Source organism: Nostoc cycadae WK-1, from assembly GCF_002897135.1.
Classification (GTDB): Bacteria; Cyanobacteriota; Cyanobacteriia; order Cyanobacteriales; family Nostocaceae; genus Nostoc_B.
In genome coordinates this window covers 103232-117965 of the sequence record NZ_DF978434.1, presented here as the reverse complement: position 1 = coordinate 117965, position 14734 = coordinate 103232, and the positions used below count along the sequence as shown (strand labels likewise).

The 14734-nt window shown below is 41.2% G+C and carries 13 protein-coding genes; 10 read left to right on the top strand and 3 right to left on the bottom strand.

Annotated elements, in window-relative coordinates; all coding sequences use genetic code 11:
- Positions 1 to 129: 129 nt before the first annotated feature.
- A complete protein-coding gene (locus NCWK1_RS20275; RefSeq protein ID WP_103125945.1) occupies positions 130 to 1608 on the top strand; it encodes a site-2 protease family protein in 1479 nt (492 codons plus the stop codon).
- Between the two features lie 46 nt (positions 1609 to 1654).
- Here NCWK1_RS20275 and NCWK1_RS20270 read toward each other — a convergent pair whose 3' ends face one another.
- Together NCWK1_RS20270 and NCWK1_RS20265 are read right to left on the bottom strand one after the other, a co-directional pair.
- Entirely contained in the window at positions 1655 to 2218 is a 564-nt protein-coding gene (locus NCWK1_RS20270) for a phycobiliprotein lyase (protein ID WP_103125944.1), read from the bottom strand.
- Positions 2219 to 2289: 71 nt separating this feature from the next.
- The gene (locus tag NCWK1_RS20265) at positions 2290 to 2970 is read right to left on the bottom strand and encodes a HEAT repeat domain-containing protein (RefSeq protein WP_096578573.1); all 681 of its coding nucleotides are present in this window, start codon (positions 2968 to 2970) and stop codon (positions 2290 to 2292) included.
- Between the two features lie 282 nt (positions 2971 to 3252).
- Between NCWK1_RS20265 and NCWK1_RS20260 the strand changes: the two genes are divergently transcribed.
- The 5 genes from NCWK1_RS20260 (at position 3253) to NCWK1_RS20240 (ending at position 8767) form a co-directional block, all read left to right on the top strand.
- Complete coding sequence (locus NCWK1_RS20260; RefSeq protein WP_245894956.1) at positions 3253 to 4020, top strand: CAP domain-containing protein; 768 nt, start codon at positions 3253 to 3255, stop codon at positions 4018 to 4020.
- Between the two features lie 266 nt (positions 4021 to 4286).
- Positions 4287 to 6938: an EAL domain-containing protein gene (locus NCWK1_RS20255; RefSeq protein WP_103125943.1), complete on the top strand. Its 2652-nt coding sequence runs from the start codon at positions 4287 to 4289 to the stop codon at positions 6936 to 6938.
- Between the two features lie 128 nt (positions 6939 to 7066).
- Positions 7067 to 7549: a GNAT family N-acetyltransferase gene (locus NCWK1_RS20250; protein WP_096578577.1), complete on the top strand. Its 483-nt coding sequence runs from the start codon at positions 7067 to 7069 to the stop codon at positions 7547 to 7549.
- Between the two features lie 6 nt (positions 7550 to 7555).
- Complete coding sequence (locus NCWK1_RS20245; protein ID WP_103125942.1) at positions 7556 to 8245, top strand: ComF family protein; 690 nt, start codon at positions 7556 to 7558, stop codon at positions 8243 to 8245.
- Between the two features lie 66 nt (positions 8246 to 8311).
- Positions 8312 to 8767: a PPC domain-containing protein gene (locus NCWK1_RS20240; RefSeq protein WP_096578581.1), complete on the top strand. Its 456-nt coding sequence runs from the start codon at positions 8312 to 8314 to the stop codon at positions 8765 to 8767.
- Between the two features lie 33 nt (positions 8768 to 8800).
- Here the strand turns inward: NCWK1_RS20240 and cobS are convergent, their stop codons facing one another.
- Positions 8801 to 9574, bottom strand: a complete 774-nt coding sequence (gene cobS, locus NCWK1_RS20235) for an adenosylcobinamide-GDP ribazoletransferase (protein ID WP_103125941.1) — start codon at positions 9572 to 9574, stop codon at positions 8801 to 8803.
- 362 nt (positions 9575 to 9936) lie between these two features.
- Between cobS and NCWK1_RS20230 the strand changes: the two genes are divergently transcribed.
- From NCWK1_RS20230 to ftsH3, 4 genes are all read left to right on the top strand, one after another.
- Positions 9937 to 10389 carry a hypothetical protein gene (locus NCWK1_RS20230; RefSeq protein ID WP_096578585.1) on the top strand — a complete coding sequence of 151 codons (453 nt, stop codon included), beginning with the start codon at positions 9937 to 9939 and terminating at the stop codon, positions 10387 to 10389.
- A 142-nt stretch (positions 10390 to 10531) separates the two neighbouring features.
- Positions 10532 to 11668 carry a tRNA guanosine(34) transglycosylase Tgt gene (tgt, locus tag NCWK1_RS20225; protein WP_103125940.1) on the top strand — a complete coding sequence of 379 codons (1137 nt, stop codon included), beginning with the start codon at positions 10532 to 10534 and terminating at the stop codon, positions 11666 to 11668.
- Between the two features lie 65 nt (positions 11669 to 11733).
- Complete coding sequence (locus NCWK1_RS20220; protein WP_103125998.1) at positions 11734 to 12555, top strand: aminotransferase class IV; 822 nt, start codon at positions 11734 to 11736, stop codon at positions 12553 to 12555.
- 78 nt (positions 12556 to 12633) lie between these two features.
- Positions 12634 to 14472, top strand: a complete 1839-nt coding sequence (gene ftsH3, locus NCWK1_RS20215; RefSeq protein WP_103125939.1) for an ATP-dependent zinc metalloprotease FtsH3 — start codon at positions 12634 to 12636, stop codon at positions 14470 to 14472.
- Positions 14473 to 14734 lie beyond the last annotated feature (262 nt).

The window sequence follows — 14734 nt, the reverse complement described above, 5'->3', positions numbered from 1 at the left end:
TTGGTACTAAAAAATTAACCCTAAATAGTTAACTATTGTTAAAAATTAGGGTTTTAGATTCTGCTTTGTGGTGATGGCTGTGGTGCTGACACTACTAGTGGGATATTTTTCCAAATTATTAAAGAACACATGACTTTTTGGTTTCTCCTCCTACTGGGACTAGCTACTTATCTGATGGTGCAACGCAGTGCTATTGGCATTACACGCACACCTGTTTGGTTGTTATGGCTAGTGTTAATGACACCAGCATTACTATTGACCGGATGGACAGTGAGATATGGAATCAAACAACCTCCGCCACCGTCATTAATTATGGGGTCTTCTATTGTTTGTCTTTTGTTATACTGGCTGTTGTTTCAATGGGGGCGAACAGCGCCAACAAATAAGCAAACTGAACCCCAAGCTCCTAAATTAGAATCGGCTATCCATCCTACCGCAGAACCAGTGCCAGTGCGTCCCATTGAACCTACCGAAGAAAGCCAGCTACGAAATTGTTTTCCCTGGTCTGTATACTATATTCAAAATCTTGAGTATCGACCCCAAGCTATTATCTGTCGAGGGCAGTTAAGAACGACACCCCTGCAAGCTTACCAGCGAATTAAAGCCAACATCGAATCAGAATTTGGCGATCGCTTTTTAGTTATCTTTCAAGAAGGGCTGAATGGCAAACCTTTCTTTGTTTTAGTACCTAATTCACAGGCGGCTGAAGCCGTCAATAAAAACAAACCAGAAAAGTTAACCAGACCAGGAATAGCACTTCTATTACTAATTACAACTATTTTGACTACCACCTTTGTGGGAGCGAGAATTGCTGGTGTTGACCTCACAACCTTGAAGGCTGATCCAAATATTTTTTTAGAAGGATTGCCATATTCCTTGGGGTTAATCACAATTTTAGGCATTCACGAACTTGGTCATTACTTGACAGCTAAGTTCTACAAAATTCGTTCAACTCTGCCATATTTTATCCCCATGCCTTTTTTCTTGGGGACTTTCGGCGCATTTATTCAAATGCGTAGTCCAATTCCTCACCGTAAAGCTTTATTTGATGTCAGTATTGCTGGGCCAATTGCGGGATTTTTCGCAACATTACCCTTTTTAATGTGGGGTTTAGCCCATTCTGAGATAGTTCCTTTAACGGACAAAACAGGAATTCTCAATCCAGATGCACTTAATCCGAAATATTCAATTTTATTAGCATTACTTTCCAAGGTGGCTTTGGGTAGTCAGTTAACGGCTAAATCTGCTATTGATTTGCATCCCTTAGCTGTGGCTGGTTTTTTAGGATTAATTGTCACAGCCTTGAATTTAATGCCCGTAGGACAACTAGATGGTGGTCATATTGTTCATGCTATGTTTGGGCAACGCACAGCGATAGTAATTGGTCAAATAGCTCGCTTATTACTGCTATTACTTTCTTTGGTACAGTCAGAATTTTTTGTCTGGGCGATAATTTTATTATTTATGCCTTTGATTGATGAACCTGCCTTGAACGATGTCACTGAATTGGATAATGGACGTGACATTTTAGGATTAATGGCGATGGCTTTATTAATTATCATTATTTTGCCATTACCACAGGCGATCGCTAACTTACTGCAAATTTAGGATAGTAGGGAGAAGGTAGGGAAGATTATCCTACCTCCTATCTCTGTTAAGAAGCTGAATTACTAACTTCAGCTGCTTTTGCCGCTGCTGGACTACCACCCATCCGAATTTCCGAAGTAAAGGAAGCCATACTAAAACCGCCAAAGCGTTTAAGAATACTGACGCGCATTCTTAAATTGGGACTGGCAAACCACAGACGTTCTTCTGACCACATAGTTTCGTACTCTGTGGTTAAGGTTAATGCGTCATCACTACCCATCTTGTAGCGCCCGGCGACAGGGGCTTTTTCTGCATAACCCATTTCGCGGAGTAACTTACCTTCACTGGGATTATCAGCATCGGGTATAGTAACTAACACAGTCGAACCTGTGTGTTTCTCTTCATCCCATTCCATTGTGCCGTTCCATGTAACTCTCGCACCACAGGAAGCTTCAATGGGGTTGACTTCGTACTGCTGACATAGTTGAATCACTTCTGGATGATCTGCTGCCAACATCTCAATTACAATATCTGACTTGCCATCTTCAGACTGTTTAAATGCTAAATGGTGGCTAGTACGGTGAGAAAACCATTTACCAGCACTTAACTCAAAAAACTCTTCAATATTCATAAATGAAATTACCCTGCATCAAAATACTAAAAGTCCCTCTTATTATTAAAAGGTAGCAGGAGAAGGAAATTTTATGCTTGCTTGCCTTTTTCTTCAATTCGCTTGAGGCAGATTCTTGCGGCTTCAGAAACGTTGGGATGACTATCTTTCTCTAAATATTTTAAAGCCGAGATACTCTTAGGCGTGGGCAGATTTCCTAGGGCTTCTACCAGCCGTTGTCTAACTAGCCAATCATCCGATTGAGCAAATTTGAGAATATTATCAACTGCTGCTAAGTCGCCAATTTCCCCAAGTGCAGAAATTGCAGCTTCTTGTAAAACCGCTTCCTTACTATCCAAAGCCTGCAAGAGAATTTCACGAGCGCGTGGGTCTTTAAGATTACCTAAAGCCACAGCTGCACTAAATCGGACTAACCAATCAGTATCTTCATAAAATGCTCTGGCTAGTGCCTCAAAAGCTCTGACATCACCTAAATATCCCAATGCACCAGCAGCATCTGCACGAATGCCATAATCGGGGTCTGTTTGCAAAATTCTGACTAAGATTGCATAACATTCATCAGTTTGCTTGATTCCCAAGGCAAAGATTGCCATAGAGCGCAGTTGCAAAGAATCGTCATCCAACACCTTTTTAATTAAAGGTACTGCATCTTCAGCCGGGACATCGCGCAGACTGGCCAGTGCAACCATGCGATCGCGTAAATTTGAACTTTCTAACTGAGCAGAAATTTCCTGTAAGGGTAGAGCTGCCATTTATGATTAACGCGCTTTCTTTACTTATCTTTACTTTACCTGATTTACCAATTAGACTGCTGTCAAACTCAGATGCAGCTTTGGCGTAATTCCCGAATTTTCCCGTAACCTCAGAATGGGTGTAATACGGTTTCACTTTAAGTTTGAGACAAATATGCAGGAGAACAGACAGAAAAAATTTACTTTCGCTATGTGCGATTTATCTCAGTAATATAAATAATTTATTATACTTGGCTGATTGCATATCTCTCAGGGTGACACGTTGTAAAAAATACAATATATATGAGTTATGCAACAATTGTGAAATACATGAATTTAGCAGTCTTAATCATCAGTATTTTAGTTACTATTTGTTATAATCAAATTTTTCAATATAGAGCATCTTTAGCAGAACCTATTTTAATGTTGAATGAAGAATCTAGTTTATATTTAGTAGCCAAAACAAATCATATTTCATTTATAGAACAAGAAGTAATAAAAGAAACTAATAAAGTTAGACAAAATCCCAAGGCATATATTCCCATTTTAGAAAATTATAAAAAACAGTTTCATGGTAAAAAGCTGAGACTGTCACAAAATTCTTTTTTAATTACTCAAGAAGGAAGCAAAGCTGTTGATGAGGCGATCGTATTTCTCAAATCAGCACGTCCTGTCGGCGCGTTAAGTGTATCTAGAGGGATGTCTTTAGCAGCAAAAGCTCATGTAAAAGACCAAGGTGATAAAGGCAATACAGGTCATTATGGTAGTGATGGTAGTAGTCCTTTTGAGCGCATTAATCGCTATGGTAAATGGCAGATAACTGCGGCTGAAAATATTAGTTATGGCCCTAATACAGCCCAAGATATTGTCATGCAATTAATTATTGATGATGGAGTACCATCACGCGGACATCGCAAAAACATCTTTAACTCTGCATTTAAAGTTAGTGGCGTTGCTTACGGAAATCATAAAACTTACAAAACTATCTGCGTAATTAACTATGCTGGTGGTTTTCAAGAGAAAACAACTGAGATTGGCAAACCTCTCTCAACAATGTTACAAAAAAATTAGGTTAGGATTACAGTCAAATATTAATTTATAATTCAGTGATTTCACTAAGTCTTTTTTTCTATAAATGTATCTTAATGAAGTGAGAAAAAAGCATCTTGAGGTAAGTAAAATTAGCCTTACCTCATAAAATAAGTATTTACACTGTGTAAAATACTATACATTTAAATTTATTCTAGATATTTGAGAAAGTATGAAAGTGAAAGCAAGTGACTACAAGTAGAATTTTTCAGCATTCAATCCAGGATATGAGATTTTGAGGAAGAGCAATGCCAGGAAATGAGTGGGAGAAAATACGTCACCTATTGGTTGTCCAAGACTTGCAAGGACAAAGAACTATCCCACTTCAAGAAACCACTTATTCCATTGGTCGAGATTCGAGAAATGCGATCGTGCTGCGTTCTCGTTCAGTATCTAGACAACATGCGATTTTACTACGGGTCACGCTTCCAGAAACCGACCAGTATGGCTTTCGGATTATTGATGGTAACTTCAAGGGTAAATCCAGTACCAATGGCTTATATGTAAATGGGATGAAATGCGTCTCCCATAATCTTCAACATGGAGACGTAATTGCCTTTGGCAATAATCAAGTCCAGGCTAAATACTATGCAATTTCTTATATTTCCGAAAAGGCTTTTTCAGAAAGTGGGGATATTGAAAACATATCTGATTTTCTATTAGAACAGGCGAATGTTGCCAATCCGTTTCAAACTTTGATTGTTGATCCTAATTTTGAAGCGGCCAGTGAAACGGCTCTCGCACGCCTAGCATCTTTCCCTGAACTCATCCCCAACCCAATTATCGAAATGGATTTAGGGGGAACAATTACATATCTCAATCCAGCCGCATCGGTGAAATTCCCCAAGATTCGAGAAATTGGTAACAAGCATCCTGTGCTGACAGGATTGCTCAATGCGGTAGAGGATAGAAAGATAAATTCTTTTTCCCGCGAGATCACAGTTGAGCAGGAAGTTTTTGAACAATGTATCCATTACTTACCTGAAAGTGACTTAATTAGAACTTTTATCGTCAGGGATATTACAGAGCAGAAGCAAGCCGAAGCTGAATTACGCCAACGCGATCGCCTATTACAAGCAGTAGCCGAAGCCGCAAATTACTTGCTAGTGGAAATGAATTACGAAACTGGCATAGATAAAGTTCTAGCTGTTTTAGGAGAAGCAGCGAAGACTGATCGCGCCTATTTATTTAAAAACCATCTCCACTTAGATACAGGAGAAATGGCTCTCAGCCTGCAATTTGAATGGACACGAACTAACTTTACCTCCTCTCGCTCTCACTGGCAAAATCAGCTTTATCAATCTTCGGAACTGGCGCGTTGGTATGCGACTCTTTCCTGCGGACAATCTATTAGTGGTACTATCCAAGAATTTCCCATAGCTGAACAAAAGCTACTGGACAGGGATGGAATTAAATCTTTACTTTTAGTCCCCTTACGACTAGAAGATGAGTTTTGGGGTTGCCTTGGTTTAGCAGACTGTTCTCAAGAGCGTCTGTGGTCAAGACATGAAGAATCAACTTTATTGACAATGGCGGCTAGTATTAGCGGTGCATGGCAGCGTCAACAAGTAGAGGAAAAAATTCGCCATCAAGCACTCCACGATATGCTGACTGGATTACCCAACCGTTTACTATTTAATGAACTGTTGGCTAAAGCTCTACCAAACGCAACACGCAATTGTGAAAGTTTAGCTGTGATGTTTCTCGATTTAGATCGCTTTAAAGTGATTAATGATACTTTAGGTCATACATTGGGAGACGAATTATTACAAATTGTGGCGCAAAGGCTAAAAGAATCTCTGCGAGAAGGAGATACTGTGGCACGTTGGGGAGGAGATGAATTTACAATCTTGCTCCCACGAGTTAATTATCTAGACGAGGTAGACCAAGTAGCCCAAAGAATCTTGCAAGCCTTACAAAAGATGTTTTGTTTTGATGGACATGAACTTTATATCAGTGCCAGCATTGGCATTGCTTTGTTTGATGAACACAGCCATAATCCAGAAATTCTGATTCAACATGCAGATGCAGCTTTATATCACGCCAAAGATTTAGGCCGAAATAATTATCAGTTTTATACAACTACCCTCAGTGCCAAAACTCCAGAACTGCTAAATTTAGAAAAAAGCTTGCGCTATGCCGTAGAACGGGAAGAATTAATCGTATATTATCAGCCCCGTGTAAACATCTTGACAGGACAAATCACTGGGATGGAGGCTCTAGTACGCTGGCAAAACCCAGAGATGGGGCTAATAGCGCCAAATGTGTTTATTCCTCTGGCTGAAGAAAGTGGATTAATTATTCCCATTGGTGAATGGGTATTACGAGCAGCTTGTCTGCAAAATAAAGCTTGGCAACAAGCAGGATTGCCGCCTTTAACTGTGGCTGTGAATCTTTCACCTAAACAGTTTCGCCAATCTACATTGGTAGAAGATGTAGCCAGAATTCTCACAGAGACAGAATTAGATGCCAAGTTTTTAGAATTAGAAATTACGGAATCAACAGCGATCGCCGATTTAGAATTTACCAGAAATGTTTTACATAATTTAGAACAAATGGGTGTTCATCTTTCCATCGATGACTTTGGGACAGGACACTCTTCGCTTTCACGCCTGCAACTTCTCCCATTGCACAACCTGAAAATTGATCGCTCTTTTATTCAAGAGTTAACCACAGATGTGCGAGTAGCTCATATTGTGAAGGCAATTGTCACCTTGGGACGTAACTTAGGCCTAAGACTCACAGCTGAAGGTGTAGAAAAGCAAGAAGAATTAGATTTTTTGAAATCTATTCACTGTGAAGATGTACAAGGCTATTTGTTCTATAAACCGCTTCCGGCGGAAAAAGCTACTGAAGTTCTGCAAAACAAACAAACTTCTGCTTTAGAGATGAAAAATTGAAGTCAGGGCAAAATACATACATTTCAGAGTATCTCGTGATATTGTTTCTGCCAGAATAGCGATCTAGTGGGTAAATTGGGATATATATCCAGAAAATTTTTCTGTTTAAACCTAACCCACACATCGGAATGAGAGAACATTATCGAGATTTCTTAATTCGTAACTGGGAGAAGGGCGATCGCACCAGAGCGGCCGCAGTGATCAGTTATGTATTATCAGAATACGGTTTGGGTTGGGAACCCAAAGGTGCTGACCGAGATGTGTTGCAAGTAGAAGAATGTTACTTAGCAACAGGCGGCGAGTTTTGGGTTATTGAACACCAAAGCCAAATTGTAGGTACTGGGGCTTATTACCCCATCAATCGGGGGGAAAAAGCTGTGGAAATCCGTAAAATGTATCTTTTACCCAGTGTCAGAGGTATAGGATTGGGCAAATATTTGTTACAACAGCTAGAAGCAGCAATTGCTACCCGTGGTTTTCAGCAAATTTGGATTGAAACCGCCAGCATATTAGTAGAAGCAGTCAAGTTATACGAAAGCAGTGGTTATCTACCAGAAATAGGTGTGGAAACTGCACGGTGCGATCGCGTGTATGTTAAATATCTAGGCTAATTCTCCATGCCCAGTTGGACTCATCATCTTCAAGGTTTGCTCAACCTATTTTTACAATCTCATTGTCCTTTGTGTCAGCGAAATACATCTGATACTTTGTGTCAATACTGTGCCAGACAATTACAAAACTGCGGTCAGAAAAACCCCTGCATATCATGGCAAGGTGCAATACCAGTATTTGGTTGGGGTGTATATGGTGGTAGTTTGAAACGAGCGATCGCTGTGATGAAATATGAAAACCAGTCAAATATTGCTCGGATGTTAGGTACATGGTTAGGCGAAGCATGGTTATTACACTCACCTCAGCGCCATACTCAACTTATCGTCGTCCCTATACCCATGCACCCGCAAAAGCAAAAGCAACGTGGTTACAATCAAGCGGCGTTAATTGCCGAAAGCTTCTGCCAAACAACTAAGTTAAAATTAAGCGTCAACGGTTTAGAAAGAGTACGAGAAACTCAAGCACAGTTTGGTTTATCTGTGTCTGAACGCGAAAAAAACTTAGCTGAAGCTTTTGTAGTTGGTAAAAAGTTTCGCGATCGCTGTCCCAGTACTTCAGTATTGTTAGTAGATGATATTTACACTACTGGCTCTACCACCAAATCTGCCGTACAAATACTTCATCAGTCTGGAATTAAAGTTTTGGGGTTAGCGGCAGTTGCGATCGCCATCAAAGACCAACATACTAGTTCATAGGCGAGTCATCTATGACAAATCTATAATTAAGCGAATACCTTGTGTGTGGCAACACTGCCGGAGATTATGAGTAAAGCTTTTACAGCAGGTTTAAGAAGATTCATCATTGTTCCTACTACTTTTCTGGCAATTGGTATCAGTACAACAGCAGCATTAGCTCAAAGTAAGTTGTACAGTCCAATTCCTTTAACTAATCTCACTGAACTTTCTGATACACTCTCAGAAAAAGATATCCCCACAGGACAGGGTGGATTCGCCCGTGACTACACAGTTAAATTGAATAAAGGTGATAATCTGGCGGTTGATTTATCTTCGGAAAACTTTGACTGTATCATTACCCTGTTAGCACCAGATGGCTCAACCGTGGCCGAAAACGATGACGGCCCCGATGGTACTAGCAACTCTCTACTATTTACCCGCATCAACGAAACAGGAATATATATTATTCGTGTTCGGTCTTTTGGGGAAACGGGAGTGGGTAACTTTAAACTGAAGGTGACAAAACTGCAACCAATTAAGTAAAGTGCTGAGTAGTTAGATTGCATTTTTGTCTCACTAAAAAACAGTTAACACACAGAGAAATAAGGCTTCTGTCCACTCGACGACTGCGCCGTAGGTATCACCTGTGTGTCCTCCTAATTTGTGATTAAACCATACGCCCGTGAGCCAAGCGATCGCACTTCCTGCAAGTATCATTGCTAGTGCGAGAAAGAGGTTTTGGCTGTATATCAACCACAGCAAACCACTCAAACTTAACAACAACAGCAGTCCGGGAATAATATCTTTGTAGGAACGAATGGCTTCTTTGTGAAATGCACCTTTACCAGTCGGTTTCAGGTAAGGATATCGCAATATGGCTAGTTGTTGTCCCCAGCGCCCCCAACCACAAGCAGCTATTAATATTAACCAACGGTGAGCTTCAATGTCTGTTAAGGCTGATGTTTTTAATAATACTATGGCGATCGCTGCCATTGCCCCAAAAGCCCCTGTAGCGCTATCTGCCATGACTTCTAGTCGTTTTTCTGGATTCCCCACAGCTAAACCATCAGCTGTATCCATTGCACCATCTAAGTGTAATCCACCTGTCAAAGCTATCCAAATACACACAACTAAAGCACTGCGAGTTAATACTGGTATACCTAAATAAATCATACCAGTGTCACACAGCCCTAAAATTCCTCCAATGAGTAACCCAACGATTGGAGCAAAGCGAGAAACTCCCCGAAAATCTAAGCCATGAATATAGGGAAAAGGAATAACACTGTAAAATATTACACTTGCAATTAGAGTATCCAGAGGTGATTTCCACCACTGAGAAAACTTAGTCATATTAGTTACATTTTCTTAATGGCTATTTCAGGGATAATATTGATTACTGTGGTACAACCACTAGTAGAAAAGTTTAAAGCTTTGGATAAGATAGCTATTAGTTTACAGACTCTTCTAAAAAATTTTGCTATGCTGGACTCGTAGAGCTAATTTTTTAGCCCACAATAATAACATAAAAAAACAAATTTAACAAGGTAATACTAGCAAGAAATTTTGTGTATTCATTAGCTAGTAAATTAGATCGAGAGTATTGAAGCGATCGCACCACAAAATTGATATTTTTTAAATGTAGGGAACTAATTAAGCTATTCATTTAATATTTTTAGCTGTGTTCTCGCCTTTTCTCACTCCTTAAATTTCCTATGAGTCATCATCTACCCGACACCAGGATACCTGCTCCGTGCATTGTTGACACGGGCGTGATTGTGAATAAGCTCGATATGCGGCGATTACTTTCTGATTTAGGTCGAGTTCACTACATATACACCCACGGAGAAAAGGTAGTGAGCGAGGGTGAAGGAGATGTCATAGAAGTATTCGCTAATCCGCAACGTTCTACCTTAGTGGCTAACAGCGCGCTTTATTTAAATGTTTATAGTTTTGATTACATAGAACTGAAACAGTCCTCACCACAAGAAACCTGTTTCGATTTGATGCAAGAAGGTATGTGTTTACGGCTCATTCCCCTTACTACCCCTTTACAAGAACGTCGGGAGAAAACCTTCAACGTCAGCGCGATTGAAGCGATGATGGAACAAGTTCTCTCTGCCAAATGGGATGCAGAAATTGATGATGACTGCTCTGATTCGTTTTAGAATTGTCATCTGTCATTAGTCATCTGTCATTAGTAGCGGCACAAAGTTTTGCGCTCCTATAAACCAAGACTATTAATAATTGCTATAACCAAGGACAAAGGACAAATGACAATCATTTAGTGAAATCGTCTAATCTTTTACCTTGACCAAGAATTTTTCTTTTCAATCCTTAGCTCGTTGTAGCCAAACAAAAGCTAGAGCCGGGATATTCTTAACGCCCCACGGTGTTGTGGAAACCCCAAAATTTATGCCTGTGGGGACACTGGCTAATGTCAAAACAGTCACTCCCGCCCAGTTAAAAGATACTGGCGCACAGATGGTATTGTCAAACACATACCATCTCCATCTGCAACCAGGAGAAGCAATTGTAGCTGGCGGTGGTGGGTTACATAAGTTTATGGGCTGGGATGGGCCGATGCTCACTGATTCTGGTGGTTTTCAAGTATTCAGCTTGAGCGAGATGCGAAAAATTACTGAAGAAGGTGTAACCTTTCGCTCACCCCATGATGGACAGATTATCAATTTAACACCAGAGCGTTCTATAGAAATTCAGAATACTTTAGGGGCCGATGTGATCATGGCATTTGATGAATGTCCGCCTTACCCCGCGACGCGCCAAGAAGTAGAAACGGCTACTGAACGAACTTACCGTTGGCTAGAACGTTGTATAGCAGCCCATCAACGCCAAGATCAGGCCTTATTTGGAATTGTGCAAGGGGGAGTGTATTTAGATTTGCGTTCTCAGGCGGCTGTAGCGTTAGCTAAGTTAGATTTGCCTGGATATGCTATTGGTGGCGTGAGTGTGGGCGAACCCGCAGAATTGATGGCGCAGATTGTCCAAGCCACCGCACCACTGTTACCACCAGAAAAGCCCCGCTATTTGATGGGTGTGGGAACTTACCGAGAAATGGCGATCGCGATCGCTTCTGGGATAGATTTATTTGATTGCGTTATCCCGACTCGTTGGGCAAGACATGGTACAGCAATGGTGCAAGGCGAACGCTGGAATTTAAAAAATGCTAAATTTCGTGAAGATTTCACACCATTGGATGAAACTTGCCCTTGTTATGCGTGTCAAAATTTTAGTCGGGCATATATTTCTCATTTGGTGCGATCGCAAGAAATTTTAGCTTACACCTTACTCAGCATTCACAATATCACCGAACTGATTCGGTTTACTCAAAAGATTCGCCAAGCAATATTAAACGATTCCTTTCTGGCAGAATTTGGTCATTGGCTGAACTCGCCGGACACTGGAGAATTAGAGGAAAATTCTTAAACGCAGAGTGGCGCTGAGGTAAACGCAAAGGGTACGCTGAGTCTTTATTGAAAGGTGGTGAAGTTATTTATTGGTATAACGGCAAATTAATTGAGTCTCAAACCCTGGAATTAGATATTAATGATCCTGGGTTGCTTTATGGTGCAACGGTGTTTACTACATTGCGAGTTTATGAAAATTCTCTCGATAGTAGTTTAACTAACTGGCAGGCACACTGCGATCGCCTCCAGTTAAGTTTACAAGCCTTTACTTGGCAACAACCAGATTGGCAGCGGATACATCAAGGTGCAGAAATTCTCATCCAACATTTCCCCGTTCTCAGAATTACCTTGTTTCCTGATGGTAGGGAATGGATAATTGGCAGAAATTTACCAGCAGATTTAACAAAAAAACAACAAAATGGGGTGAAATGCGCCATTGCACAACCAGAATTTTATCGCAACTTGCCTTCTCATAAAACAGGTAATTATTTAGGTGCTTGGTTAGCTAAAAATAGTGTGCAAGCTTTAGCAGCCGAGGAAGCGATTTTAGTTGATAGGGCGGGGAATTGGTTAGAAACTACGACTGGTAATCTTTGGGGATGGCGGGATGGTTTGTGGTGGTCACCGCCCTTGGATGTAGGGATTTTACCCGGAATTATGCGATCGCAAATTATTCAATGGCTGCAAAATCAAAAGCTACAAGTACGAGAAGAACCTTGGACACCTGAGTTAGTCACGGGATTTGAAGCGATCGCCTACACTAATAGTGTGATGGAAATTATCCCCATTCATACCGTCGAGCAAGCTTCAGGGTCGCTACAATATAATCCCCACCATCTCAATTTTCAGCAAATCAGGAGGCTTTTTAGCATGACAACCGTACCATTTTGGTATACCTTAAAATAAGTTAACATAATTCTTAATAATGCCCTCTCATACAGAGACGCTCCGCGAAAGCACAGAATATACAGGAGATAGACCTTAGTGAATAAAAGATGGAGAAATGCGGGGCTGTACGCGCTACTGTTTATTGTTGTCATTGCGCTGGGAACAGCATTCTTTGACAAACAACCACAAAACACACAAACATGGCGCTACAGTCAATTTATTCAAGAAGTTGAAAAAGGTAGAGTTACACAAGTTAGGGTGAGTGCAGATCGTTCGACAGCGATTGTTAAATCTCAGGACGGAACTCAGATTAAAGTCACCTTAGTTAACGACCCCGACTTAATTAACACTCTCACCTCTAAAGGCGTTGATATTTCTGTATTGCCTCAAACTGATGAAGGTTTTTGGTTTAAGGCACTAAGCAGTTTATTCTTCCCTGTACTGCTGTTAGTTGGTTTATTTTTCTTACTCCGCCGCGCTCAAAGTGGCCCTGGTAGCCAAGCCATGAACTTTGGTAAATCCAAAGCGCGAGTGCAAATGGAACCCCAAACTCAAGTAACATTTGGTGATGTTGCTGGGATTGACCAAGCCAAGCTTGAATTAAATGAAGTTGTAGACTTTCTCAAAAACGCCGATCGCTTTACCGCCGTCGGTGCCAAAATTCCTAAAGGAGTATTATTAGTAGGGCCTCCAGGTACAGGTAAAACCTTACTGGCTCGTGCTGTAGCTGGGGAAGCTGGTGTACCTTTCTTCTCTATCTCTGGTTCCGAATTTGTGGAAATGTTCGTGGGTGTGGGTGCTTCCCGTGTCCGTGATTTATTTGAACAAGCTAAATCTAACGCTCCTTGTATCGTCTTTATCGATGAAATTGACGCAGTTGGTCGTCAACGAGGTGCTGGTTTAGGCGGTGGTAACGATGAACGGGAACAAACCCTCAACCAGTTACTCACCGAAATGGATGGTTTTGAAGGTAACACTGGTATTATCATCATTGCTGCTACCAACCGTCCCGACGTATTAGACGCAGCTTTATTACGTCCTGGTCGCTTTGACCGTCAAGTTGTAGTAGACCGTCCTGACTACGCCGGACGCAGCGAAATCCTCAAAGTTCACGCCCGTGGCAAAACCTTAGCTAAAGATGTGGACTTGGATAAAATCGCCCGTCGTACCCCTGGTTTCACTGGCGCAGATTTATCCAACTTGCTGAACGAAGCAGCAATTTTGGCAGCACGCCGCAACTTAACCGAAATTTCGATGGATGAAATCAATGATGCCATCGATCGCGTGTTAGCTGGCCCAGAAAAGAAAGACCGGGTAATGAGCGAAAAACGCAAGACCTTGGTAGCTTATCACGAAGCTGGTCACGCTTTAGTTGGTGCATTGATGCCTGACTATGACCCAGTACAAAAGATTAGTATCATTCCTCGCGGTCGTGCAGGTGGTTTAACTTGGTTCACCCCCAGCGAAGACCGGATGGACACTGGTTTATACAGTCGCTCCTATCTGGAAAATCAGATGGCTGTGGCATTAGGTGGTCGTTTAGCCGAAGAAATTATCTTTGGTGAAGAAGAAGTAACCACAGGTGCTTCTAACGACCTACAGCAAGTGGCACGCGTAGCCCGTCAAATGATTACTCGCTTTGGAATGAGCGATCGCTTAGGGCCTGTTGCACTGGGTCGTCAACAAGGTAATATGTTCCTCGGACGCGATATTATGTCAGAGCGCGACTTCTCCGAAGAAACCGCTGCTGCTATCGACGAAGAAGTACGGAAACTCGTAGATACAGCCTACACCCGCGCCAAAGAAGTGTTAATCAACAACCGTCACATTCTGGATCAGTTAGCCCAAATGCTGGTTGATAAAGAAACAGTAGATGCCGAAGAATTGCAAGAAATCTTGGCAAATAATGATGTGAAAACTGCCGCCTTTGCTTAATCAACTGCGGTAATCATCTAAAATTTGGATTTGGGGTAGTTCTGAAAAAGAATTACCCCATTTTTTTCTTTGAGTTCTTTGCGTCCTACCCTACGGTTGATATTGAGACAGCTAATTTTGTGCATTAGATTTAGATAAAATTAACCGCAGATGAACGCGGATAAACGCAGATAAAAATGAACTTGACAACTAACAAATCCTCTGAATTTGCGATATATGATTCCGGGATGCTGTCATACCAATTCACGAAAAATTTGATTCA

Coding starts and splice junctions, on each gene's coding strand:
- NCWK1_RS20275 (WP_103125945.1), top strand. CDS start 130: ATGACTTTTTGGTTTCTCCTCCTACTGGGACTAGCTACTTATCTGATG.
- NCWK1_RS20270 (WP_103125944.1), bottom strand. CDS start 2,218: ATGAATATTGAAGAGTTTTTTGAGTTAAGTGCTGGTAAATGGTTTTCT.
- NCWK1_RS20265 (WP_096578573.1), bottom strand. CDS start 2,970: ATGGCAGCTCTACCCTTACAGGAAATTTCTGCTCAGTTAGAAAGTTCA.
- NCWK1_RS20260 (WP_245894956.1), top strand. CDS start 3,253: ATGAGTTATGCAACAATTGTGAAATACATGAATTTAGCAGTCTTAATC.
- NCWK1_RS20255 (WP_103125943.1), top strand. CDS start 4,287: ATGCCAGGAAATGAGTGGGAGAAAATACGTCACCTATTGGTTGTCCAA.
- NCWK1_RS20250 (WP_096578577.1), top strand. CDS start 7,067: ATGAGAGAACATTATCGAGATTTCTTAATTCGTAACTGGGAGAAGGGC.
- NCWK1_RS20245 (WP_103125942.1), top strand. CDS start 7,556: ATGCCCAGTTGGACTCATCATCTTCAAGGTTTGCTCAACCTATTTTTA.
- NCWK1_RS20240 (WP_096578581.1), top strand. CDS start 8,312: ATGAGTAAAGCTTTTACAGCAGGTTTAAGAAGATTCATCATTGTTCCT.
- cobS (WP_103125941.1), bottom strand. CDS start 9,574: ATGACTAAGTTTTCTCAGTGGTGGAAATCACCTCTGGATACTCTAATT.
- NCWK1_RS20230 (WP_096578585.1), top strand. CDS start 9,937: ATGAGTCATCATCTACCCGACACCAGGATACCTGCTCCGTGCATTGTT.